Raw genomic sequence first — 24,043 nt, 5'->3', positions numbered from 1 at the left:
AGGACGCAAACATGGCCGAAGAAATCGCAACTCTGGCTGGCGGCTGCTTCTGGTGCACAGAGGCGGTGTATCAGAATCTGAAGGGCGTGAAGGCCGTGGAAAGCGGCTATATCGGCGGCGCGCTGCCCAACCCGAGCTATGAACAGGTCTGTTCGGGCGCCACCGGCCATGCCGAGGCGATCCGCATCACCTATGATCCCACGGTCATCGGCTATGGCGACCTGCTGGACATTTTCTTCGCGACCCATGACCCGACGACGCTCAACCGTCAGGGCAATGACATCGGCACGCAATATCGCTCGGCCATCTTCCCCCATTCGCCCGAACAGGCGGCGGAAGCGAAGATGGGCATCGAGCGCGCCCAGGCGGATCAGACGAATCCGATCGTCACGGCCATCGAACCCGACGCTCCCTGGTATCCGGCGGAGGATTATCACCAGAAATATTGGGAACGGGTGGGGGATCGGAATCCCTATTGCATGGCGGTGATCCCGCCCAAGCTGGCCAAGCTGCGCAAGGGCTTTGCCGAACGTATCGAAGCCTGAACCGTTCGTCGCCCACGGCTTGCCCTTGCCGCCAGCGTCTCTAAGCTGGCGAGGAAGACAAGCCGGGGAAGATATATGAACAAGATCGGATTGATGGCCGCGCCGGCTTTGTTGCTGCTCCTGCCGGGCTGCATCGCGCGGACGGCGGCCAATATCGTGACGGCACCGGTGCGCGCGGGCAGTCAGGTGGTCGACTGGAGCACCACCAGCCAGGAAGAAGCCGACCGCAATTACGGCCGCAAGATGCGCAAGCAGGAAGCGCGCGAAGCCCGTGAACGGAAGAAAGAGGAAGAGCGTCGCCGCCGCGAATGCCGCGATGCGGGCTACGATAATTGCGGGTAGGGCGGTAGTTACCTTGCCGTGAGAAGGGCCGTGTTCCTGCCTGCGTAGGAACACGAAGTTGCTTAAATCTTAGGTCAGTCGATCAAGCCGCCGCCCGCCGCAACCGATCGTTGATCGCCACCCCGATCCCCTCATTCGGGATCGGCGCGACGGCAATCCGCTCCGCTGCACTCGCATCCGCCATATGCAGCGCCGCGAACAGATGCGCCGCAGCCTCCCGCATATCGGCATCCGGGCTCAAATTCACATGACAGGGCATCAACCCGAAGCCGATCAGATATTCGTCCTTCTCGGCCTTCAGCGCATTCAGCCGCACCGGCTTGGATGGCGCATAATGGCTTTCCAACTGGCCCGGGGCCTCGATCTTCGCATTTTCCGCGCCCGTCACCACCGGCAGCCGGGTCGCCTCCTCCAGCATCGTCGCCGTCACCGGCCCTGGCCGCAGCAGCCGGATGCAGTCGCTTTCCGGCGCGACGATAGTCGATTCCAGTCCTTCGCTGGTCGGCCCTTCGTCCAGGATCATGCGGATCTTGCCGTTGAGGCTCGCCAGCACATGCTCGGCCCGCGTCGGGCTGATCGCGCCGCTGCGATTGGCCGACGGCGCGGCGAGCGGCCGGCCGCTTTCCCGGATCAGCGCCCGCATCGCCGGATGCGCGGGCAGGCGCAGCGCCACGGTCGGCAATCCCGCCATCACCAGCGGCGACAGCCCGCTATCGGCGCGCACGGGCAGAACCATGGTCAGCGCGCCGGGCCAGAACCGTTCTGCCAGCTTGTCCGCCACCGGCGAAAAATCCGCCAAACGTCCAGCCATCTCCCTGTCCGCGACATGCACGATCAGCGGATTGAAGCTCGGCCGTCCCTTGGCGGTGTAGATCGCCGCTACCGCATTGGAGTCCGTGGCATCCGCCGCCAGGCCATAGACCGTCTCGGTCGGCACCGCGACCGGCTCGCCGGCACGGATCAGCAACGCCGCCTCGCGCAGCGCTTCGCTGCCATAGCGGCTTATTCGAGTGGAAAAGACTGGATTTGGGATGGTCACGACCCCAGCGATATAAGCCCCGATTTCCGGGAGTAAAAGGCCATTGCTACAGAAGAATGACATTGGCGCCGCGCTTGCCCGTCAAGTGGAGGAGGGCTAAGCGAGGGGCCATGAACGACGCCCTGCTGACCCGCATTGCCGAAGCGCTGGAACGGATCGCGCCGCCGCCCGCTTCCTCCGCCGATCTGGCCGCTGCGCCCGCCTATGTGTGGAACGGCGCCACGATCCGGGCGGTGGAGGCCTTCGCGCCGGTGGATTACGCCCTGCTGACCGGCATCGACGCGCAGAAGGAAGCGCTGCTCGAAAACAGCCGCCGCCATGCCGCGGGCCATGCCGCGCATGACGTGCTGCTCTGGGGTGCGCGGGGAACCGGCAAGTCCGCCGTCGTCGCGGCCGTCGTCGGCAAGCTCCAGGCCGAAGGACAGGACATCGCCCTGCTGCAATGCGCGATCGATGAGCTGGCCAGCCTGCCGCAACTCTTCGCTATCCTGCGCGACACGCAGCGGCCCTTCATCCTGTTCCTCGACGATCTGGGCTTCGATGAACATGGCGTGGGGGACGCCCGGTCGCTGCGCTCGTTATTGCAGGGCGGCACTGCCGCGCGGCCGGCGAATGTCCGGCTCTATGTGACGTCCAACCGCCGCCATATCGTGCCGCGCCACCTGTCGGAACAGGATGACCCGGTCAATCCACGCGACGTGGTGGACGACAAGATGGCGCTGTCGGACCGCTTCGGCCTCAGCCTGGGTTTCCATGCGATCGATCAGGACGCCTATGTCGCCATCGTCAGCGGCTATGCGGCCAGTCTCGGTCTCAGTTTCGAGCCGCTGGATGCCATCCAATGGGCAACCCAGCGCGGCAGCCGCTCAGGCCGCGTCGCCTGGCAATATGTGGTGGAACTGGCCGGACGGAATGGGGTGACGATATAGCGTCCGGAATATGCTGCCGCCTTGGTAGGAATATCCCCTGTCAATTGCTCCGCGTCACCCGCCAGACGACGCCGCCCACATCGTCGCTCACCAGCAACGCGCCCTTGGCATCCGCCGTCACGTCCACGGGCCGCCCATGGGCCTCACCCTTGGTCCCCAGAAAATCTGTCAGCACGTCGACCGGCTTGGCCTTGCCCGCCTCGCCATCGTCGCCAAAGGGCACGAACACGACCTTATATCCTGACATCGGCTTGCGGTTCCAACTGCCGTGCAGCCCGACAAAGGCGCCGTTGCCATAGGGGGCGCCCAGCGAAACCTTGTCGGCAAAGCTGAGCCCCAGCGGCGCTACATGATTGCCCAGCGAATAATCGGGCCGCTTGGTATATTCGCGGATTTCCGGCCTTTGCGGCTGGACTCGGCGATCCTCATAACCACCCCAATAATTCCACGGCCAACCGTAGAAGGCGCCGAATTCGACCCGCGTCAGATAATCGGGGACGAGATCGCTGCCCAGCATGTCGCGTTCATTCACCACGCCCCAAAGCGCGCCGCTCTTGGGCTCAAAAGCCAGTCCCACGGGATTGCGCAGGCCCGAAGCATAGATGCGATAGGCGCCGGTATTGGGATTGATCTCCAGCACGGCGGCGCGATTGGCCTCCGTTTCCAGATCATTTTCCCCGATATTGCTGTTGGAGCCGACACCGACATAGAGCAGCCCCTGTGGACTGGCGACCAGGCTGCGCGTCCAATGCATGTTGGGCGCCTGCGCCGGCAGGCTCAGTATCTTGCGCCCCTTGGCGGTGATCTTGGTATCGCCTTCCTTGTACGGAAAGGCCATCAACGCATCGGTATTGGCGACGTAGAGCGTGTCACCGACCAGCGCCATGCCATAGGGCGAATGCAGCCCCGTCAGGAAAGCCGTCTTCGTCTCAGCCCGCCCGTCGCCATCGGCGTCGCGCAGCAGGGTGATGCGGTTCGCGGAAGGCACGCCGGCCCCCGCCTTGTCCATCAGATAGTTCATCACCCGGTTGACGATGCCGCCGGTCGGCCGCGTGGGACTGTTGGTTTCCGCCACCAGTACATCGCCATTGGGCAGGCGCAGCAATGAGCGGGGATGGTCCAGCCCATCGGCAAAGCGATCGACGCTCAGCCCCTTTGCGGGGACCGGCTTTTCGCTACCCTTCCACGGCACGGCATCCGCGACATTCATCGTCGGGATCATTTCGCTGCGCGGGCTGGTGAAGACGGGTTCCTTCCCCACATCCGCGCCGACGGGAAGCTGTGCCTTATCCCCCTGCGCGAAGTAGAAGAAAAGGCCGCCGAGAATGACCAGGGTGAGGAGGGTGAGCGCGATCAGATGCTTCTTCATGGTCCCCGTTTATGCTGGCCCCTTTATGCTGGCAAGGCGCGCAAGTGCCCGGCGCGAAGCTATTTTCCCCGATCGAACAGCCACAGCAGGACGGCGATCACAATGCCCAGCGCCGTGCCCGCCAACAGGCCAGCGCTCGGCTGGCCCATCAGGCCGCCCAGGATTGTGCCGCCCAAAATGGTGAGCGCCAAAATGGCGCCTGCGCCGATCGGTTCTTTTCTGGCCTTGGTCATTGGCCGTTCCTTGCCACGGGCGGGGATGCATGGCCAGAGCTTTCCCGTCTGCGCCGTTTCGGGACAGGCCTGTCCCGCCACGGGATGATTGTGTCAGCCTGGGACTTGGCTAACCCGCTGTTCACCCTTGTAGGCCGCGCCCGCGCGTCGATGGCCGGAACTGGTATGGCGATTGAACCGCTGCCCCTACCGTTCAGGGTGGGGACTTTGGGGGGCCAGGTCATGAATATGCCATATCTTTCGGATCGAAAGAGCTATGAGGACGCGGCTGAATTGATGTCGCTGTTCGGTGACAATGCGGGCTATGAGGCCGCGGCGCGCGCCGATCGCAGCCGGGATGTAGGCAATCATATCCGCTTCTGTCACTGGCGGCAGATCGAGCGGCTCATCGTGCTGCTCACCCATGAGGGGCCGCTTGGCACCATTCATTGAGCGATTTGGCCCGACCCTCACCCGTCATGCCGGAACAGGTTCAGCATGACGGAAGGGGCGTGGATCGTTGTTGTGCCTAAAGCCGCAGTCCGGCCGTCTCCGGCAACCCGGCGAGGATGTTGAGATTCTGCACCGCGGCCCCCGCCGCGCCCTTGCCCAGATTGTCGAGCGCCGCGATCAGCCGCGCTTGACCTGTCGCTTCATTGCCAAAGACGAACAAGGCCAGCCGGTCGGTCGCGCCGACATGCTCCAGCCGCACCTGCCCCATGGCCGCGCTGTCCTCCGCCGACGCCACGCTGACGATCGGTGACCCCGCATAGGCCGCCGCCAGCGTCCTTTGCACATCCGCCACCGAAGGCGCGCCTGGCATGGCCCGCAATTGCAAAGGCACCTCGACGATCATGCCGCGATAGGCGCTCGCCACGGCCGGCGCGAACAGGGGAGGGTGCTGCAAGCCAGAATAGCGCAGCATTTCCGGCCCATGCTTATGCGTCAGCCCTAGCCCGTAGGGCCGAAAAGCGCTCGGCGCGCCTTCTGCGCCCTCATATTCCGCGATCATCGACTTGCCGCCGCCCGAATAGCCCGATGCGCCCGACACCGTCACCGGCCAGTCTGCCGGCAGCAAGCCTGCCAGCACCAGCGGCCGCACCAGCGCCAGAAAGCCGGTCGGCCAGCATCCGGGATTGGCGACGAAGCGGGCATTGGCGAGCCTCTCCCGATGGCCTGGCTCCAGTTCGGCAAAGCCATAGGTCCAGCCGTCAGCAACGCGATGCGCGGTCGACGCGTCGATCACCCGAGTCCGGTCATTGTCGATCAGCGCCACAGCCTCCCGCGCCGCATCGTCAGGCAGGCAGAGGATAACGATATCCGCCGCGTTCAGCGCATCCCGGCGCGCCGCCGCATCCTTCCGCCTGTCCGCGTCCAGCGTGATGATCGACAATTCCGGGCGGCCCGCCAGCCGCTCGTTTATTTCCAAACCCGTAGTTCCGACGCCGCCGTCGATGAAAATCCGATGTGTCATGTGCCGATTCTCCGCCGCGCCGATATGGGTTCCGCATGATCCGCCGCCAATCGTCCGACGACGTCGGCCAGAGGCTCGATCACCACGCTCATCCAATAGGCGTTGGCATGCAATAAATGGTCGCCGTCGGTCATGAGGCCGACATGGCCCGGAAAAAACACGAAGTCTCCTCGTCGGAGCGGCGCGTCAGGCGCGATCGGGGAGCCGATCCCCTCGCGCTGCAGATCGGTGTCGCGCGGCACCTTGATCCCGCACTGGCCGAGCGCGACCTGCACCAGCCCCGAACAGTCGACGCCGCGATGGCCGCGCCCACCCCAGACATAGGGCTGGCCAAGATAGCGCTCCGCCGCCGTGACCCAATCGCTTTCGAGCGCGTCGATCGCCGCGACATGGCGCTTGTGCACATAGCCGTCGGCGCAGGCGAAGAAATCGCCCTCCGCCTCCGCCGCGAATTGCGCGCCGCGTGGCCAGTAATCGGCAATGGGCGATTTGATGTCGGCTGTGCTGAACAGCGGGGCGGTGCCGGTGATGACCCGGCTGTTGACGACTTCCCGCGCATCCAGCGCCTCCCGCCGGACATAGCCGACATAGCCATCATGCCCGCAAAAGCCCCAGGCCCAGTCCGCCGTCACGTCCAGCGCATGGAAGCTCTCGCCGCGCAGCAATTCGCTGACCGCCTGCGCCTTGGGCGTGTCGCTGGCCAGCACCGGAGCGCCGGCTGCCACGCAGGTCAGTTCGACCGCGCGGGCATAATGGGCGGAAAACAGCACCCCGGCGAGCGCCAGATCAGCGAGGTCTCCGCGCGCCGCATGGATGCGCGTGTCGAGCTTGACCGACCGGCCATCCAGCTTGAAGCGGATAGGTTCAGGCGGAGCGTTCCGCGTGGGAGAGGTTGAGGCGTTCATCGCGGCCGGTTCCTGCGATGAAATGGTGAAAGGCGTCAAGAAATTCCGCCCCTTTTGGCGTCCGGGTGATGAAAATATTGCGCCGGTCGGTGGAGTCCCGTTCCCGGCGCAGATAACCCAGCGCCGATAATTTGTTCAGCGCGCGGGTAATCACCGGCTTGGAGACGTTCAGCGCCTCCGCGAGTCCCCGCACCGTATGCGGCCCCGCGCCGATATAGACCGTCAGCATCAGGGCCATTTGCCGATTGGTGAGATCAGGCTTGCCCGACCGCACATAATCGACCAGCGTGCGCATCCATTGGCCGAGCGGCTTGAGGCCGGGCCGGTTCAATTCTGCGGCTTCATTCTGTGCAGATTGGGCATCCATGCACCCCTAACGCATAATAGCCAATCCGGTTGCGTAACGGCCCGCCAAAACCGCTTTCTTTTTACTTTTTATGGCCATAGCGCCCCTGCAGCACGTGAAAGGCCGCACGCAGCCCCAGCGCTTCGCCGCCCTTGGGCCGTCCCGGCCGCGAAGAGGGGCGCCAGGCGAAGGTGTCCAGATGCACCCAAGGCGTGTTTTCAGGCACGAAGCGCTTGAGGAACAGGGCCGCCGTGATCGCGCCCGCAAAGCCGCCTTCGCCCGCATTGTTGATGTCCGCCACGTCCGATTTCAGCATCTCGGCATAGCCGTCCCACAGCGGCAGGCGCCAGGTCGGATCGTCGACCACGCCGCCTGCGGCATCCATTTCCCCGGCCAGCGCATCGTCGTTGGTGAAGAGGGCGGGAAGGTCCGGCCCCACCGCCACTCGCGCCGCGCCGGTCAGCGTCGCATAGTCGATGATGAGGTCCGGCTTGTCCTCGCCCGCCAGCGTTAGCGCATCGCCCAGCACCAGCCGCCCTTCGGCATCGGTATTGCCGATCTCGACCGTCAGCCCCTTGCGCGACTGCAATATGTCGCCGGGCCGGAAGGCATTGCCCGAAACCGCATTTTCCGCCGCCGGGATCAGCAGGTGCAGCCTGACCGGCAGGCGCGAACCCATGATCAGTTGCGCCAGTGCCAGTGCGTGGGCCGCGCCGCCCATATCCTTTTTCATCAGGCGCATGGCTGAGGATGGCTTGATGTCGAGCCCGCCGCTGTCGAAGCAGATGCCTTTGCCGACAATGGCGATTTTCGGATGTTTGGGGTCGCCCCAGCGCAATTCGATCAGCCGTGGCGCGAAGCTCTTGTCCGCCGCTTTGCCGACCGCGTGGATCATGGGGAAGCCCTGCTCCAGCGCGTCGCCCTTCGTCACCTTGCATTCGGCATCGAAGCGTTCCGCCACCTTGCGCGCCGCTGCTTCCAGATCGCCCGGCCCCATGTCGGCGGCGGGCGTGTTGACCAGATCGCGCACCAACGCCACCGCTTCGGCCAGCCGCGTCGCCGCCTCGATCTGCGCCACCTCGCTGGTCAGCAGCACGCGGACGCCGGAGCCATTCTCCTCCTTGCGATAGCGGTCGAAACGATATTGCGCGGTCAGCCATCCCAGCATGGCTGGACCCGCTATTCCCTCTGCCAGCCGGTACATGCCTTCGGGCAATGCTTCGGCCAGTTTGGCAAGGCACCATGGCCCCAGCTTTTCGCAGGATGCGACTCCTGCGATCACGGACCAATCCGCCGGATCGTCGCCGGGCAAAATGGCATGTTCATGCGCCTTGCCCTTGAATTTCTGCGCCGCGACCAGCGTTCGCACCCGTTCCGGCTGGCTCGCGAGCCACGCCTCCAGGCCTTGCGCATCGATGATCCGGATCGATCGGGCGGGTTGATTGTTGTCGGCTTTGAGCAGGTCGGAAAAATCAGTCATGACGCACCTGTTTTGAAGAAAGGCGGCCGGGATGAAAAGCGCAATTTTTCGTCGCCTCCGCGCCTCCTTCGACCGCGCTATCATTTGCGTTGAACGGTCCGCAGGCATAGATTGAACGCAGCTACAATAAGGAGAGATGTGATGATGCACACCGACGATGGCAGGCTCCAGGCTCTTCGCGCCCGTGCCTATGCGCTGGCGGAAGGCGGGCGCTTCGATGGAGCGCATGCGGTGGAGCAGGCGTTGATCGCGGAAGGTTGGCCCAATGCGGGCGCTGCGCTCCAGAGCAGCTATACGCGCAAGGCGATCAGCGAACGGTGCATGGCGGCAACCAAGACCCACTGATGCGGCGCGGCCAGGGGAGGGGACAAGCGGGACCGCTGTTTGTGGCGGGGTTGTTGCTTGGCGCGTGCTCGGCAGCCAAGGATGCGGACAATGCGATGGCGACCGGCAATGATGTCGTCGCCAGCAATTTCGCCAACCGCATGTCCGGCCAACCTGAACCGCCCCTGCCCGCCAAGCCGTTCGAGCAGAAGGAAAAGACCGATCTGCTGGAGTTCGCCTACGGCTATCCCGCCCAGGCGGCGCAGATTCCCGCTTTGGTCGAAAAATTCGGCAACACGCTCAAGGTCAATAAGTCCGATGCGTTGAAAATGGCGCGCGAAGATCAGAAGGCGGCCAAGGCTTCGAGCTTTCCGTTCCATGCCCACGCCCTCGAAACCCATTGGACCGTGACCGCCGACACCCCGCGCTTCCTGGCGCTGGAATCGGAAAGCTATGTCTATACTGGCGGCGCTCATGGCATGACCGGCTATGACGCCCTGCTGTGGGACAAGGACCGCAAGCGCGAAACGGCGGTGGAGGCGCTTATGACATCGCCAACCGCCTTTGCCGCCGCCATTCATGACCGTTTCTGCGAGGCGCTCGACAAGGCGCGGGCCGAAAAGAGGGGCGAGCCGGTGAAGCGCAGCGATGATGACGACTTCACCAAATGCATCGATCCGATGAAGCAGGTGCTGGTGCCCACGTCAAAGGACGGCAAGCTGATCGACAGCGTCACCGTGGTCATCGGCCCCTACAGCGCCGGTCCCTATGCCGAGGGCAGCTACGACATTGCGCTGCCCGTCGACGCGGCAATGCGCAAGGCGATCAAGACCGAGTATCAGGACGCTTTCGTCGCAGCAGAATGATGCTGCCCCGCAATGCACCGTGTTCCTGCCTTCGCAGGAGCACGAAATGCCTAGCCCAGCGGCACGCCAAAAAGGTCATGCTCATCCGCATCCTCGATCAGCGCGTTGAGGATGCTGCCCGGCACCAATCCTTCGCCCACGTCGCGCAGGAAGACATTGCCGTCGATCTCCGGCGCATCGGCCTGGCTGCGGGCGGTGGCGCCGACCGAGCCGTCCTCATCAGCCTCGCCCACCTCATCGATGATGACCGGCAGCACGCGCCCCACCTTTGTGGCAAGCTTGGCGGCGGAGATCGCAGCGGTCTTCTCCATGATCCGCTGATAGCGCTCTTCCTTGACCTCTTCCGGCACTGCGCCCGGCAGGTCGTTGGCGGTGGCGCCCTCGACTGGCTCGAAGCGGAAAGCGCCCACGCGATCCAGTTGCGCCTCATCCAGCCATTGCAGCAGATAATCGAAATCCGCCTCCGTCTCGCCGGGGAAGCCCACGACGAAAGAGGAACGGATCGCGATATCCGGGCAGATGTCGCGCCATTTGCGAATGCGGTCCAGCACCTTGGCTTCGTTCGCGGGCCGTTTCATCGCCTTCAACACTGAAGGCGCGGCATGCTGGAACGGAATGTCGAGATAGGGCGTCAGCAACCCCTCGGCCATCAGCGGGATCACATGGTCCACATGCGGATAGGGATAGACATAGTGCAGCCGGACCCAAGGCGGCGTGCCCTCCGCGGTGCGGAGTTGCCCCAATTCCCGCGCCAGATTGGTCATATGCGCTCGAACTTCGCGGCCCTTCCACTGGCGCGTCTCATGCCGGGTATCGACTCCGTAAGCCGATGTATCCTGGCTGATGATCAGCAGTTCCTTCGTCCCCGCATGCACCAGCTTTTCCGCCTCGCGCAGCACCGCATCGACACGCCGCGACACCAGATCGCCGCGCAGCGAGGGGATGATGCAGAAGGAGCAGCGATGGTTGCAGCCCTCCGAAATCTTCACATAGCTGTAATGGCGCGGCGTCAGCTTGAGGCCGCCTTCCGGCACCAGGTCGACAAAGGCGTTCGGCACCGGCGGCGAAGCTTCATGCACCGCGTTCACCACCGCCTCATATTGATGCGCGCCGGTAACGGCCAGCACCTGCGGGAACTTGGCGCGGATCAACTCCGCCTCATTGCCCATGCAGCCGGTGACGATGACGCGGCCATTTTCCGCAATCGCTTCGCCAATGGCTTCCAGCGATTCTTCCTTGGCCGAATCGAGGAATCCGCAGGTATTGACCAGCACGACGTCGGCGCCGGCATAGTCGGCGGACATCTGATAGCCGTCGGAACGCAGCTTGGTCAGGATGCGCTCGCTGTCGACCAGTGCCTTGGGACAGCCCAGCGACACCATGCCGACCTTCGGCGCTTCGGGAATTTTGGTTGCCATGATCGCCGCGCACATAGGGATTTTTGCGCCCAATGTCACGGGGGATCTGAAATCAAGCCAGGCTGCGGGCTTCCCCGGCCGCATCCCCCTGCACGATCTCGATGATGATGTCGCCGGTCTGGAGCTTCACTCGTCCGTCGGATGCGGCCAGATCGGTCGTATAGTGCCTGGGCGGTCAGGGGCAGAACTGGGTTCCTGCCTGCGCAGGAACGCGCGTCAGCCAACGCTAATTCCCGAAGACCTGCGCTGTCGCCGCCATCGCGCTGTCCTGCGTCAGGTCATAATGCAGCGGCGTCACCGTCACATAACCCTCGGCAATGGCGGCTAGATCGCTCCCCTCGGGCACGGAGTCGCTTTTCCCGAGTCCAAACCAATAATAGTCATAACCGCGCGGGTCGGTGCCCCGGATGATCTTCGTCCGGTCGACATCATGGAAACCTTGCCGTACCACGCGAATGCCCTTCACCGCCTCCGGATCGATCGCCGGAAAATTGACGTTGAACAGCAGCCGGGGACTGGCCGGCATGGCGATCAGCGGCCGCAACACCCGCTCGCCCCATGCCCGCGCAGCCGCGAAGGGCACGGCATCGCCCATGCCCTCCCGCGCATAGACCTGGCTGAGCGCAATCGACTTGATCCCGGAAATCGCGCCTTCCATCGCGGCGGAAACCGTGCCCGAATAGGTCACATCCTCGGCCAGATTGGCCCCCCGGTTGACGCCGGAAAGCACCAGATCGGGCTTTGCGTCCTGCATCAGATGTCCGACCGCCATCATCACCGCGTCGGTCGGCGTACCCGTCACGCTATAATGCTTCTCGCCATGCTGGCGGATGCGCAGCGGCCGCGTGAGCGTCAGACTATGGCCCGCGCCCGACTGCTCCTCGCTCGGCGCGACGATCCAGATATCGTCGGATATCGTCCGCGCAATCTCCTCCAGCACGGTCAGGCCCGGAGCATCAACCCCATCGTCATTGGTAAGCAGGATACGCATGACGAGCCGCCCTTTACCGGGGCCGCAACCGCGTCAGGCCGCCCATATAGGGCGCCAGCGCCTCCGGCACGAGCACGCTGCCGTCCTCCTGCTGGTAATTTTCCAGCACCGCCACCAAAGTCCGCCCCACGGCCAGTCCCGACCCATTGAGCGTATGCAGGAAGCGGGTCTGCTTCTCGCCCTCCGGCTTGTAGCGCGCATTCATCCGCCGCGCCTGGAAATCGCCGCAGTTGGAGACGGAGCTGATCTCGCGATAGGTCTGTTGGCTCGGCAGCCAGACTTCCAGATCCCAGGTCTTGCGCGCGCCAAAGCCCATGTCGCCGGTGCAGAGCAACACCTTGCGATAGGGCAGTCCCAGCGCCTGCAACACGCCCTCGGCCGCCGCGCACATTCGCTCATGCTCGGCCTCGGACTCATCCGGCTTGCAGATCGCCACCAGCTCGACCTTCTCGAACTGATGCTGGCGGATGAACCCACGCGTATCGCGCCCAGCCGATCCCGCTTCCGACCGGAAACAGGGCGTCAGCGCCGTCAAGCGCAGCGGCAGGGTCTCCACCGGCACGATCTGCTCGCGCACGAGGTTGGTGAGGGAAACCTCCGCCGTCGGGATCAGCCAGCGCCCATCGGTGGTCCTGAACAGATCCTCCGCGAATTTCGGCAACTGCCCCGTGCCGAACAGCGCCTCGTCGCGCACCAGCAGCGGCGGATTGACCTCATCATAGCCATTCTCGCCCGACTGGCGATCCAGCATATATTGCGCCAGCGCCCGGTGCAGCCGCGCCATCTGCCCGCGCAGCGCGGTGAAGCGCGCGCCGGACAGCGCTGCGCCGCCCTCGAAATCCAGTCCTAGCGCCGGTCCGAAATCCGCATGATCCTGCGGCGTGAAGGTGAAGCTCCTCGGCTCGCCCCAGCGCGAAACCTCGACATTCTGCGCTTCATCCTCGCCCAGCGGCACATCGTCCGCCGGCAGGTTCGGGATTGCCGCCAGCCGCGCCGCCAAAGCCTCCCCGACTTCGCGATCCTCGGTCTCCAGCGCGGGCATGCTGTCCTTGAGCGCGGCGACTTCGGCCTTCAGCGCCTCGGCCTTTTCCATATCCTTCTGCGCCATCGCCTGCCCGATGGCCTTGCTCGCCTCATTGCGGCGCGCCTGGCCCTGTTGCAGCGCGGTTTTGATCGCCCGGCTGCGTTCGTCGAGCGCCAGCAGTTCCGCACTCAGCGGTTCAAGCCCGCGCCGGGCAAGTCCGGCGTCGAAAGCGGTGGGATTTTCGCGAAGGAAACGAATGTCGTGCATGGGTCAGCCCTATGCCGTTGTGCTTGCCGCCGCGCAACCCTGCACGCCGCCGACCGTTCGTGCTAAAAGCGATCGTTGAAAAGAGAGGAACGGGACGATGCAAATAGACCATGACGCGATGGTGCTGGTTGCCGACGGGCGCAAAATGCTGTTCTTTCGCAACAAGGGCAGCCCGGCCTTTCCCAATCTGGAAACGGAGGAAGTGAAGCAGCAGGACAATCCCCCCGATCGCGAGCAGGCCTCCGACGGGACCGGGCGCGGTCCCAATTCGGTGGGCAGTCACCGGGGAGCCGTGGAGCAGACCAATTTCCACGATCTGGAGGAAGCCCGCTTCGCTGCCGAAGCGGCCGAACTGCTCAAGCGCCGCGCCCTCGCCCATGACTATGACAAGCTGATCGTCGTCGCGCCGCCCGCCGCCCTGGGGGAAATGCGCAAACATTATCACAAGGAAGTGCAGAACCGGCTGGTGGGGGAGATCGCCAAGGATCTGTCCAATCACCCTGTGCCGGAAATCGAGCGAATCATCGCGACGAGCTGAACGCGATATCCGGCCGGCGCTTCCCCCCGGATGCGCCGACCGGATCGCCCCCGGTTAACCTTCGATCCCCGCCTTCGTTCGCGCGAACCGTTTGCGGGCCAGCAGGGCTGCTGCGCCTGCTCCAAATAGCAGCACCATTGGCGGCGCCGGAACATCGGTCGGCGGTGGCGGCGGATGATGATCGCCGCCCGACGAACTGGAGGATGAAGAGGAGGAGGATGTCGAGCTGCTGGTCGAGGAACTCGACGAAGACGAGCTGGAGGTCGAGCTCGAAGTCGAAGAACTGCTGGTCACATTGCCGCTCGATGTGGAGACGTTGCCCGACGAGGTCGAAACATTTCCCGAGGATGTCGACACATTGCCCGACGAGGTCGAAACCCCGCCCGTGGACGTCGATACCCCGCCAGTCGAAGTCGAAACGCCCCCAGTCGAAGTGGATACGCCTCCGGTCGAGGTCGACACCCCACCGGTCGTCGAGCTGGTCGAGCTGGTGATTCCGCCGGTCGAGCTGCTGGTGGAGGAGATCACCACCGATCCGCCTGAACCGCCGCCGCTGCCGCCGAAAAACCCGCCGATGAAGCCGCCGCCGCCAAAGCCGGGGCCGCCCGCCATCACGATGGGCGCGCCGCCGCCGCCCGACATGACCGGCATTTCCGCCGCGGCCACCGGCGCGGGCAGGGGGATGGGTGCGGCCTGGGTCGTCACCGTCACGGTTTGCGGCGCGCAGGACACCGTCTTTACCACCCGCTGGACCTTGCGCACGGCATAATGTCTGCGCGGGGCCGCCTTCACGCCCTTGGTGCTGTGGACCCCGGCCGGGCGCGCGCTTTCAGCGACATGGACAGCGCCGCCGCCGATGATCGCACCGCCAGCGGCGCAAGCGCATAATTTAGCCAATGCCATCCGTACCGACATAGGTTCCACTCTTGTTTATCTTTGCAGCCTGACAGGTCCCGTCACTGAAATTGCGCAGTAACGGTCGCGGGGCCGTTTCCTAACTCTATCAACGCAAAACAAAGCGTTAACTTCAATGGCGTTAACTCTGAATATCGGGGCCAAGTCGAGGAAAAATATAATAAATCATAAACTACTATGGTTAACGTCCCATAGTGACACGGCGGCTGGCCGCTGCGACAATACGGCTTGTCTATTTTCTTTTGGCATTGCCCCACCCTACGGAATCGTCGGTTTTCCGTGGGTAAGCGCGATGCGGTGCAGGATCGGCGCGCCGGACCACCGATTGCCCGCTTGTCTCCGGCCGTGCCGCTGGTTATTAGGCGCCGTCAATCACAAGTCACGGATACCCCGGCACTTTAAGCATTGGGGGTCCCGCGAGTCGGAGAGCCAGATGGCATCGGTCCTGAATTCCGATAAAGACGGCCCAAATCCGCCGAAATCGGCTGTAACCCTCCCCCCCGATTATCGTCCTTCCGCAGACGAAGAATTTATGAACCCGCTCCAGTTGGAGTATTTCCGGCAGCGCCTGTGGGACTGGAAAAAGCAGATACTGACTGAAGCGGAGGGGACGTTGGCGGTTCTGCAGAATGAACCGCTGCGTGAACCCGATCTCAACGACCGCGCATCGAGCGAGACGGACTGGTCGATCGAACTGCGCACCCGCGATCGCCAGCGCAAGCTGATCTCCAAGATCGACGCCGCGCTGCGCCGCATCGACGAGGGCGAATATGGCTATTGCGAGGTGACTGGCGAACCCATTTCGCTGGGCCGCCTGGAAGCCCGTCCGATCGCGACCATGACGGTCGAAGCGCAGGAACGGCACGAACGACAGGAAAAAGTCTCTCGCGACGATTAACCTTTTGTCCATGCGCCCATGGCAATATCGCTGCGATAATGTGGTGATATTGCAGGGCGTTGTGGATGGATGGCAATGAAAACATGGATCGGGGCCCCGCGCGATCGGGTCCGCGAGACAGTCTGTTCCTGCTCACCAATTTGAGTTCGGTGGACGGCACGCCGCTTGGCCGAGCGCGAGTCCGCAATCTTTCCGCGACTGGCTTGATGGCCGATTGCGAGCGCGCCGTGCCTGCGGGCACCCGCATCCGTTTCGATCTGCGCGGCATCGGCCAGGTCAACGGCTCGGTCGTCTGGTCGCGCGAAGACCGCATCGGCATCGCCTTCGATGAGGAAATCGACCCGCAACTGGCGCGCCGCCCGATCTCGGCGCAGGCGGGACAGGCTTCGGTGCCGGACTATCTGCGCCAGCGCCGGCTCATTCGCTGAATTTTCAAATCCTTCCCGTCGTCAGATGGGGAGGGGGCGCCGCAACGTTCGCCCATTTCCCCTCCACCAGCCTGCGGCTGGTCTCCCCACGGGAGGATTGAGAGGCTGCGCGCCTTTGCAGCCCATGGCGGACTTTCCCACCAATGCCAAAAAATAGCCCCGCAGGCCCATCCAGCCCCGGAGCTTTCGTCACCCGTCACCTCAAGAAAAGGGCTGGATCAGCGGCAAGGGACCGCTGATCCATGCCTTTCACTCAGGCGTCACCGGCTGTCAGTGTTGCGCCTCCATTTCCTCCTTCAGCCGAAGCTTCTGCTTCTTGAGCGAGGCTACCAGGATCGCATCGGGCATCGGACGACTCGTCTCCGCCTTGATTCGTGCCTCAAGCCCTGCATGCTTGGCCGAAAGAGCTGAAATGTGGCTATTTTCCATGACATTCTCCTAACGAGGGTGATGGACGGATGAATAAATCACGATTCGCGGGGATTGTCTTCGGGTGATTCGCGCTTTGCGACGGGACGCGTTGAAATTTGCGATGGTTCGTGTCGGCCGGTGGGGCTATCAAAGGAGGATGGGACGGCAATGGGTGCGAAAGTAGGTGTATGGTGAGCCGCGAAGACATCATGCGTCGGCTGGAATTGTTGCGAATCGAGCATCGCGATCTCGACGGCGCCATCGCCGCGCTGGTCGACTCCGGCTCGGGCGATCAGATGCAGATCGCTCGCCTTAAAAAACGCAAATTGCGGCTGCGCGACGAAATGGCGTTGCTGGAGGATCAGCTCGTCCCCGACATCATCGCCTGACCGGTTTTGGGCGGATTGTGGTTAATGCCGCGCCAACCGCCCCCGAATGAGACAATTCGGGGTTAACGGGCCGCATCGGGCCTGACAAGGGTTCCCGCTTATGGCACATGTCGGCCATGAAACTCGCCGCTTCTCTTGACCAGGGCCTGCACCGCCGTCTGGTCGATGGCCTTTATGTCGAAGCCATGATCATGGCGGATGAGGCGCGCGCCTATTTCGACATTCGCGAGACGTCCGGTCCGGAAGCCGACGATCCGCTCCGCCGCGTCGCCTTTGCCTGCGAATCGCTGAAAGTCACGACCCGCCTCATGCACATCATCGCCTGGCTGCTGAGCCAGCGCGCCTGGCAACGCGGCGAACTCAACGATGCGGAGATGCTGGACGAGAAATATCGCCTGGGCCATGCCGCCACCACCGATCCGGCGCTTTCCGCCAACTTCCCCTTCGCCGCCCGCGCGCTGATAGAGGCGAGCCAGGATCTTTACGAGCGCGTCGCCCGCCTGCAGGACCGCATGGCCCGCCCGCGCGCCCAGGCGGAACCCAATCCTGCCCGTGCCCTGATGGATCGCCTCAACGCCGCCTTTTGACGGTCTGGCGTGCGGAAGATTTGATTGACAGCCTTGGTTGGCCAGAATGGGACGTTGATAATATCGTCATCCCGGCTTGATCTTGGGGGCTGGCCTTCTGCCCAATAACTGGTCTAGATCAGGCATATGAACACCGGTTTGCGGACCTGCCGCCGCATTTCAGGCCTTCCGCAAGCTGCCCTTCTCGTGCCGCTGCTTCTGCTCGCGCCCGTCGCCTATGCGCAGACGGCGCCCCAGAGCGGTGTCCAGCGCGACCCCGATCCCGCCCTTGCGCCGATGCCGGACATAGGCGTGGACTGGCCCGACATGGGTCAACCGGACAGCATCGCCCCGATGGTCGAGCTGCCGCCCGAAACCTCCGACGCGCCGCATCAGGTCATCGCACCCGAAGCCTCCGACGAACCGGCGGAGGAGGCAGCGACATTTGCGGACACTGGCGAAGAGCGCCGCTACTCCGTCACGCTTTCCGGCGTGGAAGAGATTGCCGATGCTCAGTTTACCACCCGTTTCAAGGAATTGTCGGCATTGCAGCAGGGGGAGGGGAAGTTTGCCAACCTTGCCCAGATCAATCGCCGCATCAAGGAAGACAGCGACCTGCTGGACCGCCTGTTGCGCGCCAAGGGCTATTATGCCGCCCGCGTCCGCGGGGCCGTCGCCGCGCCGCCGCCCGGCAGCGACAAGCTGGTCGTCACCTTCCGGATCGTGCCGGGCGCCCGCTATCTGCTCTCGTCCGTCGACCTGACGGGCCTTGAAACCACTGGAGAGCGCGAGGCGGAATTGCGCTCAGCCTTCCCGCCCAAGCCCGGAGACCCGGTTGACGCCGACGCCATCCTCGCGGGCCAGGCATCGCTGACGGTCGCCCTTGCGGAAAACGGCTTCCCCTTCGGCAAGGTGGGGGAACCGGAAGTCCGCATCGACCATGATGAGCGCAAGGGCGAGCTGGACATTGTCGTCAATCCCGGAGCCTATCGCACCTTCGGCAAGATCGTCATGGCCGATGAGGATCTGTTCAGCGCCCGCCATGTCCAGCGCATCGCCCGCTTTCATCCCGGCGATACCTATATGGCCTCGGATGTCGAGGATCTGCGTCAGGCGCTGGTCGCCACCGGCCTCGTCTCCTCCCTGACTATGACGCCGAAGGATGCCGGCGATGGCGAGCATGTCGACCTTGCCATCGACGCCAGGCCTGCGCCGCTGCGCACCATTGCGGGCGAACTGGGCTATGGCACGGGTGAAGGCTATCGCGCGGAAGTCAGTTGGACGCACCGCAATTTCTTCCCGCCTGAAGGTTCCGTGACGTTGCGCGGTGTGCTCGGCACCCAGGAACAGACGGCATCCGTCATCTATCGCCGCAACAATTTCCGCCGCCGCGACAATGTGCTGACCGGGCTGCTGTCGGTCAGCAACATCCAGCGCGATGCCTATGACGCGCGCACCATCACCCTGTCGGGCTCGCTGGAGCGCCAGACCAACATATTGTTCCAGAAAAAATGGGTCTGGCGCATCGGCGGCGAACTGATCGCCTCGGACGAAGCGGATGCGTTCAGCAACGGCAACCGTCGCACCTTCTTCATCAGTGCGATCCCGTTGAGCCTCACCTATGACGGCAGCGACGACCTGCTGAACCCCACCAGGGGCTTTCGCCTCGGCGGTCGCCTCAGTCCGGAGCTCTCCTTCCAGAACAGCACTTTCGGCTATGCCCGCGTGCAGCTCGACGGCAGCGTCTATCAGCCGATGAGCGACCGCATCGTGCTCGCCGCGCGCGCCCGTTTCGGGACGATCCTGGGTTCCACGGTCGATCGCATCGCGCCCTCGCGGCGTTTCTATGCAGGCGGCGGCGCGTCGGTGCGCGGCTATGGTTATCAGGCGATCGGCCCGCGCTACGGCCCGGACAATGATCCGGTGGGTGGCAAGAGTCTGGCTGAATTTTCGCTGGAATCGCGCATCCGTTTCGGCAATTTCGGCGTCGTGCCCTTCGTCGACGCCGGCAATATCTCAACGAGCTTCCTGCCGCGCTTCCGCGACCTGCGCATCGGCGCGGGGCTGGGCGTACGCTATTACAGCAGCTTCGGCCCGATCCGCATCGATGTCGGCACGCCGATCAATCCACAATCGGGTGACCCGAAGCTTGCCGTCTATGTCTCGTTGGGGCAGGCCTTCTGATGACAGAAGATCAGTCCCAAACGACCCTGCCGCCACGCCGCCGCCGTGCCTGGGACGGCCGTTGGCAGCGCTGGATCGCGGGGCTGCTCGCGACGCTGCTGCTCATTATCGCAGGCACCTTGGCCTGGCTCGACACCGCGCCCGGCCACCGCTTCCTCGTTTCCCGCATCGCCCGGATCAGCCCGCCTTCGGGCCTGCGCATCCATGTCGACCGGATCGACGGCAGCATATACCGCAAGGCGATCCTCCACGGCCTCACCTTGTCCGATCCCAAGGGCGCCTTCCTTGACGCGCCACGCGTGGAACTCGACTGGTGGCCCTTCGCCTGGCTCTCCAACCGGCTCGACATTGATCGCCTCGTCATCCCGGAGGCGACCCTGCGCAAGCTGCCCAAGCTCAACCCCAGCGAGCGGCAAGGCCCGATCCTCCCCGGCTTCGACATCCGCCTGATGCAGTTTTCGGTCGGCCGCCTGATCATCGACTGGGGCGTCACCGGCAAGATTCAGCAGGCCACGCTGTTGGGCGACGCCGACATTCGTGGTGGCCGCGCGATCATCGACCTCTCGGCTCGCGTGCTGAACGGCGAGGATGCGCTCAACATCGCGCTCGACAGTCGTCCGGACGACGACAAGTTCGACCTCGACGTCACTGTCAACGCTCCCAAGGGTGGGGTATTGGCCGTCATGGCGGGCCTGAAACAGGACGCCAATCTGCGCATCCACGGCAAGGGCAGCTGGACCCGCTGGGATGGCCGCCTCGCCGGTACGCTCGACAGCGAACCCGCCATCGACCTGAAACTGGCCGCCCGCAGCGGGACCTATGCCGCCACCGGCACGATCGAAGGCTCCGCCATAGCGGGGCAGGGTCTGTTCCAGCGTCTTTCCGCGCCGCGCCTGGCCATCCAGGCCAGCGGATCGATGGCCGACCGTGTGATCGACGGCAAGCTCTCGCTCCGCTCCACCGCGATCGATCTTAGTGCCGATGGCGGCATCGACCTGCGCAACAATGCGCTCGATAATCTGCTGGTCGATGTGAAGCTCGCCCGCCCGCAGGCGCTGCTCAAATCGATGACCGGCCGCGACATCGCCGCCCGTATCCGCCTGGACGGTCCGCTTGCCGGGTTCGGCTATGAATATCTGCTGACTGCAAAGCAACTCGCCTTCGGCAAGACGGTGATCCACGATGTCCGCGCCGACGGGAAGGGGCGCAAGGCCAAGGGCGGCCCCGCGCTGATACCCGTCCATCTGCGCGCGCGCCGTCTGGACGGGCAGGGGGAGCTGGTCGAAGGCATCATCCGCAATTTCGTGCTCGACGGCGTGCTCCAGCTCAAGAACCAGCAGATCGTCAGCAACCCGATGACTGTCCGCTCCGACAAGTTGCGCGGCAAGCTCATCATGATCGCGGATCTCAGGACGGGCCGTTATGATTTCGGCCTTGACGGTCAGATCAGCGGTCTCGCCATTCGCGGCCTCGGCATCGTCGACGTCACGTCGAAACTGCGCGCGATCCCCGGTCCCAAGGGCGCCTTCACCCTTAGCGGCAACGCCATGGCGCGGATGCGGCGGCTCGACAACAGCTTCCTGCGCTCGCTGGGCGGCGGCTTGCCGGTGGCCCGCAGCGCGCTCTCGCTGGGGCCGGACGGCCAGCTTCAATTCACCAACCTCCACCTCGACGCGCCGCTGCTCACCCTCACGGCCAAGGGTTATCGCCGCCGCGATGGCACCTTCCATTTCGAAGGCGGCGGCCAGCACAAAAGCTATGGCCCGCTGCGCCTCATTTTGGAGGGCAAGATCGACCGCCCGACCGTCGACCTCGTCCTGCAAAGCCCATTGAAGGCGCTGGGCGTCACCGACATGCACGCGCATCTGATCCCTGACGCGGCGGGTTACAGCTTCACGGCAGAGGGCGGCTCCACCCTTGGTCCCTTCACCGGCAATGGCGCGATCCTGCTGCCGCCCGGTGGGCAGGCCATCGTCCGCATCGCCCGCGTCACGGCCTCCGGCGTGACCGCCAGCGGCGACCTGCGCCCGGTCACGGGTGGCCTGAACGGCACGCTCAACGTCAGCGGCCCCGTCACCGGCACCATCGCCTTCGCGCCGGTCAGCGGCGTGCAGCAACTCAAGCTCGCGCTTGTCGCCACCGACGCCAGCTTTGACGGCCCCACCGCCATCACCGTCCGCCGTGGCAAGCTGGACGCCACGATCCTGCTCGATCCTTCGGGCACCTCGATCAACGCCACGGCGCAGGCGCGGGGGCTTCGCGTCGGCGCCATCCAGATCGGCCGCCTGGCCGCCAATGCCGATCTGGTCGACGGCAGCGGCAAGGTCCGCGCCAGCATTTCCGGCCAGCGCGGCCGCCTGTTCGACCTCACCGGCGAAGCGCAGGTCACGCCCGGCCGCATCCAGCTTCAGGCCGGCGGTACTGTCGACAAGCGCCCGATCAAGCTGACCCGCGCCGCCATATTCACCCGCACGCAAGATGGCTGGCGCCTCGATCCTGCGTCGATCAGCTTCGCGGGCGGCTCGCTCCAACTGGGCGGCGAACTGAGCGGCCAGACCACCAGCATAGAGGCGCGCCTGGAAAAGCTGCCGCTCTCGCTGCTCGACATCGCCTATGACAATCTCGGCCTCGGTGGCACGGCGACCGGCTCGCTCAGCTATGTCCATACTCGCGGCGGCATGCCCACCGGCAAGGCGGAACTGCGTGTGCGCGGCCTGTCCCGTTCCGGCCTGTCGCTCAGTTCCCGCCCGGTCGATGCCGGCGTCAACGCGGTCCTCACTCACGACCGGCTCGCGACCCGCATGATCTTCGTCGCGGATGGCCAGACCATCGGCCGCGCTCAGGCGTTGCTCACGCCGCTCGGGCCTGAAGGCAGCCTTGTCGAGCGCCTCAACCGCGCTCCGCTCTTCGCGCAGCTTCGTTATAATGGCACCGCCGACACGCTCTGGCGCCTGACCGGGGTGGAGATCGTCGACATATCCGGCCCCGTCAGCGTCACCGCCGACGCACGCGGCACGCTGGGAGATCCCGCCATCACTGGCTCGCTCGCCACCGACAGCGCTGCGATCAACAGCCCCATCACCGGCATGCGCCTGCACGGCGTCAAGGCGCGGGGCCGCTTCTCCGGCGCGCAACTGGTCATGACCGATTTCAGCGCCGCCGCGCAAAATGGGGGGACGGTCACGGGTACGGGCAGCTTCACCTTCAACGGCATCGCAGGCGTCGGCATGGATTTGCGCCTGCAAGCCGAAAATGCGGCCCTGCTGGAGCGGGACGACATAGCCGCCACCGTCACCGGCCCGATCACGCTCAGTTCCACCGGCAAGGGCGGCACCATCGGCGGCGACCTCATCCTCAACCGCAGCCGCTTCACCATGGGTCGCGCCGCCGCCGTCGCGCAAATCCCCGAACTTCGGGTCATCGAGATCAACCGCCGTGGCGATGAGATCGAGCGTCCGCGCACCGTCGTCCCCTGGGCGCTGGCGATCAAGGCGCGCGCCCGCAACCGCCTGATCGTCACTGGCCTGGGCCTCGACAGCGAATGGCGCGCCGATCTCGACATTGGCGGCACCGTCACCAATCCCGCCATCGGGGGCACCGCCGACCTCGTCCGCGGCACCTATGATTTCGCCGGCCGCCGCTTCGACCTCAAGGAAGGCAAGATCCAGTTCGACGGCCGCACCCCCGTCAACCCTATGCTCGACATCGATGCGGAGGCGAATGTCAGCGACCTGACCGCCACCATCCATGTCGGCGGCACGGGTCTCAAGCCCGTCATCAGCTTCACCAGCGTACCGGCGTTGCCGCAGGACGAACTGCTCTCCCGAATCCTCTTCGGCACATCGATCACCAACCTGTCCGCGCCAGAAGCGCTGCAATTGGCTTCGGCGGTCGGTTCGCTCCAGGGGCAGGGCGGCCTTGACCCGATCAACGCCGTGCGCAAGGCGGCGGGGCTGGATCGTCTCCGCATCATCGCCGCTGACCCGACGCAGGGGCAGGGGACTTCCATCGCGGCGGGCAAATATCTGACGCGCAAGACCTATGTGGAGCTGATCACCGACGGGCAGGGCTATTCCGCCACGCGCATCGAATATCAGGTCACGCGCTGGCTCTCGCTGCTGGGCGCCATCTCGACGCTGGGCCGTGAAAGCGTCAACGTCCGCGTTTCAAAGGATTATTGAGC

General features: G+C 64.4%; 25 protein-coding genes. 14 read left to right on the top strand and 11 right to left on the bottom strand.

Features of this window, described 5'->3' with window-relative positions; translation table 11 throughout:
* The first annotated feature begins 11 nt into the window (after positions 1-11).
* A complete protein-coding gene (gene msrA / locus HHL26_RS13025; RefSeq protein WP_066561489.1) occupies positions 12-545 on the top strand; it encodes a peptide-methionine (S)-S-oxide reductase MsrA in 534 nt (177 codons plus the stop codon).
* A 75-nt stretch (positions 546-620) separates the two neighbouring features.
* Positions 621-887: a hypothetical protein gene (locus HHL26_RS13020; protein ID WP_066555659.1), complete on the top strand. Its 267-nt coding sequence runs from the start codon at positions 621-623 to the stop codon at positions 885-887.
* Positions 888-969: 82 nt separating this feature from the next.
* Here the strand turns inward: HHL26_RS13020 and HHL26_RS13015 are convergent, their stop codons facing one another.
* A complete protein-coding gene (locus HHL26_RS13015) occupies positions 970-1,926 on the bottom strand; it encodes an L-threonylcarbamoyladenylate synthase (RefSeq protein WP_066561491.1) in 957 nt (318 codons plus the stop codon).
* A 110-nt stretch (positions 1,927-2,036) separates the two neighbouring features.
* Here HHL26_RS13015 and HHL26_RS13010 point away from each other — a divergent pair, with 110 nt between their 5' ends.
* Positions 2,037-2,855, top strand: coding sequence for an ATP-binding protein (locus tag HHL26_RS13010; protein WP_066555660.1), 819 nt, complete (start codon positions 2,037-2,039; stop codon positions 2,853-2,855).
* Between the two features lie 40 nt (positions 2,856-2,895).
* On the opposite strand, the gene HHL26_RS13005 is transcribed toward HHL26_RS13010, so the two are convergent.
* Positions 2,896-4,224 (bottom strand): sorbosone dehydrogenase family protein, encoded by a 1,329-nt coding sequence (locus HHL26_RS13005; RefSeq protein ID WP_066555662.1) that lies wholly within the window; start codon positions 4,222-4,224, stop codon positions 2,896-2,898.
* 59 nt (positions 4,225-4,283) lie between these two features.
* Complete coding sequence (locus tag HHL26_RS13000; RefSeq protein WP_169576129.1) at positions 4,284-4,457, bottom strand: hypothetical protein; 174 nt, start codon at positions 4,455-4,457, stop codon at positions 4,284-4,286.
* Between the two features lie 228 nt (positions 4,458-4,685).
* Here HHL26_RS13000 and HHL26_RS12995 point away from each other — a divergent pair, with 228 nt between their 5' ends.
* On the top strand, positions 4,686-4,889 hold the full coding sequence (locus tag HHL26_RS12995) for a hypothetical protein (RefSeq protein ID WP_066561493.1): 204 nt from the start codon (positions 4,686-4,688) through the stop codon (positions 4,887-4,889).
* 76 nt (positions 4,890-4,965) lie between these two features.
* Here the strand turns inward: HHL26_RS12995 and argC are convergent, their stop codons facing one another.
* From argC to HHL26_RS12975, 4 genes are all read right to left on the bottom strand, one after another.
* A complete protein-coding gene (argC, locus tag HHL26_RS12990) occupies positions 4,966-5,910 on the bottom strand; it encodes an N-acetyl-gamma-glutamyl-phosphate reductase (protein WP_066555664.1) in 945 nt (314 codons plus the stop codon).
* A complete protein-coding gene (locus tag HHL26_RS12985) occupies positions 5,907-6,815 on the bottom strand; it encodes an NlpC/P60 family protein (RefSeq protein ID WP_066555666.1) in 909 nt (302 codons plus the stop codon). The genes argC and HHL26_RS12985 overlap by 4 nt, the downstream gene beginning before the upstream one ends.
* The gene (locus tag HHL26_RS12980; protein ID WP_066555668.1) at positions 6,775-7,182 is read right to left on the bottom strand and encodes a MarR family transcriptional regulator; all 408 of its coding nucleotides are present in this window, start codon (positions 7,180-7,182) and stop codon (positions 6,775-6,777) included. Before HHL26_RS12980 ends, HHL26_RS12985 begins: the two co-directional genes overlap by 41 nt.
* Before the next feature lie 61 nt (positions 7,183-7,243).
* Complete coding sequence (locus HHL26_RS12975; protein WP_066555670.1) at positions 7,244-8,641, bottom strand: leucyl aminopeptidase family protein; 1,398 nt, start codon at positions 8,639-8,641, stop codon at positions 7,244-7,246.
* 141 nt (positions 8,642-8,782) lie between these two features.
* Between HHL26_RS12975 and HHL26_RS12970 the strand changes: the two genes are divergently transcribed.
* Together HHL26_RS12970 and HHL26_RS12965 are read left to right on the top strand one after the other, a co-directional pair.
* Complete coding sequence (locus HHL26_RS12970; protein ID WP_066555671.1) at positions 8,783-8,986, top strand: hypothetical protein; 204 nt, start codon at positions 8,783-8,785, stop codon at positions 8,984-8,986.
* Positions 8,986-9,831, top strand: a complete 846-nt coding sequence (locus tag HHL26_RS12965) for a DUF4163 domain-containing protein (RefSeq protein WP_066555673.1) — start codon at positions 8,986-8,988, stop codon at positions 9,829-9,831. Before HHL26_RS12970 ends, HHL26_RS12965 begins: the two co-directional genes overlap by 1 nt.
* A gap of 50 nt (positions 9,832-9,881) precedes the next feature.
* On the opposite strand, the gene rimO is transcribed toward HHL26_RS12965, so the two are convergent.
* The 3 genes from rimO to serS all read right to left on the bottom strand — a co-directional run bounded on the left by rimO (position 9,882) and on the right by serS (position 13,531).
* Entirely contained in the window at positions 9,882-11,264 is a 1,383-nt protein-coding gene (gene rimO / locus HHL26_RS12960; RefSeq protein ID WP_197672770.1) for a 30S ribosomal protein S12 methylthiotransferase RimO, read from the bottom strand.
* Between the two features lie 211 nt (positions 11,265-11,475).
* On the bottom strand, positions 11,476-12,240 hold the full coding sequence (surE, locus tag HHL26_RS12955; RefSeq protein ID WP_066555675.1) for a 5'/3'-nucleotidase SurE: 765 nt from the start codon (positions 12,238-12,240) through the stop codon (positions 11,476-11,478).
* Between the two features lie 13 nt (positions 12,241-12,253).
* Positions 12,254-13,531: a serine--tRNA ligase gene (serS, locus tag HHL26_RS12950; RefSeq protein ID WP_066555677.1), complete on the bottom strand. Its 1,278-nt coding sequence runs from the start codon at positions 13,529-13,531 to the stop codon at positions 12,254-12,256.
* Between the two features lie 97 nt (positions 13,532-13,628).
* Between serS and HHL26_RS12945 the strand changes: the two genes are divergently transcribed.
* The 4 genes from HHL26_RS12945 to HHL26_RS12930 all read left to right on the top strand — a co-directional run bounded on the left by HHL26_RS12945 (position 13,629) and on the right by HHL26_RS12930 (position 16,310).
* Positions 13,629-14,069: a host attachment family protein gene (locus HHL26_RS12945; RefSeq protein ID WP_066555678.1), complete on the top strand. Its 441-nt coding sequence runs from the start codon at positions 13,629-13,631 to the stop codon at positions 14,067-14,069.
* Positions 14,070-14,364: 295 nt separating this feature from the next.
* Positions 14,365-14,838 (top strand): hypothetical protein, encoded by a 474-nt coding sequence (locus HHL26_RS12940; protein WP_237229979.1) that lies wholly within the window; start codon positions 14,365-14,367, stop codon positions 14,836-14,838.
* Positions 14,839-15,417: 579 nt separating this feature from the next.
* Positions 15,418-15,882 carry an RNA polymerase-binding protein DksA gene (gene dksA / locus HHL26_RS12935; protein WP_066555682.1) on the top strand — a complete coding sequence of 155 codons (465 nt, stop codon included), beginning with the start codon at positions 15,418-15,420 and terminating at the stop codon, positions 15,880-15,882.
* 65 nt (positions 15,883-15,947) lie between these two features.
* The gene (locus HHL26_RS12930; RefSeq protein WP_066555683.1) at positions 15,948-16,310 is read left to right on the top strand and encodes a PilZ domain-containing protein; all 363 of its coding nucleotides are present in this window, start codon (positions 15,948-15,950) and stop codon (positions 16,308-16,310) included.
* 270 nt (positions 16,311-16,580) lie between these two features.
* Here the strand turns inward: HHL26_RS12930 and HHL26_RS12925 are convergent, their stop codons facing one another.
* Positions 16,581-16,739, bottom strand: a complete 159-nt coding sequence (locus HHL26_RS12925) for a YdcH family protein (protein ID WP_007684009.1) — start codon at positions 16,737-16,739, stop codon at positions 16,581-16,583.
* A 191-nt stretch (positions 16,740-16,930) separates the two neighbouring features.
* Here HHL26_RS12925 and HHL26_RS12920 point away from each other — a divergent pair, with 191 nt between their 5' ends.
* The 4 genes from HHL26_RS12920 (at position 16,931) to HHL26_RS12905 (ending at position 24,041) form a co-directional block, all read left to right on the top strand.
* Positions 16,931-17,110, top strand: coding sequence for a DUF465 domain-containing protein (locus tag HHL26_RS12920; protein ID WP_066561497.1), 180 nt, complete (start codon positions 16,931-16,933; stop codon positions 17,108-17,110).
* Positions 17,111-17,226: 116 nt separating this feature from the next.
* Positions 17,227-17,697 carry a DUF1465 family protein gene (locus HHL26_RS12915; RefSeq protein WP_066561498.1) on the top strand — a complete coding sequence of 157 codons (471 nt, stop codon included), beginning with the start codon at positions 17,227-17,229 and terminating at the stop codon, positions 17,695-17,697.
* Positions 17,698-17,823: 126 nt separating this feature from the next.
* Positions 17,824-19,860 carry a BamA/TamA family outer membrane protein gene (locus HHL26_RS12910; RefSeq protein WP_066555684.1) on the top strand — a complete coding sequence of 679 codons (2,037 nt, stop codon included), beginning with the start codon at positions 17,824-17,826 and terminating at the stop codon, positions 19,858-19,860.
* The gene (locus tag HHL26_RS12905; RefSeq protein ID WP_066555686.1) at positions 19,860-24,041 is read left to right on the top strand and encodes a translocation/assembly module TamB; all 4,182 of its coding nucleotides are present in this window, start codon (positions 19,860-19,862) and stop codon (positions 24,039-24,041) included. The genes HHL26_RS12910 and HHL26_RS12905 overlap by 1 nt, the downstream gene beginning before the upstream one ends.
* Positions 24,042-24,043: the final 2 nt, after the last annotated feature.

It is taken from the genome of Sphingobium sp. TB-6 (assembly GCF_012927365.1).
In the GTDB taxonomy this organism is placed as follows: domain Bacteria; phylum Pseudomonadota; class Alphaproteobacteria; order Sphingomonadales; family Sphingomonadaceae; genus Sphingobium.
The sequence above is the reverse complement of the archived record's forward strand: the minus strand, read 5'-3'. Positions and strand labels throughout refer to the sequence as shown.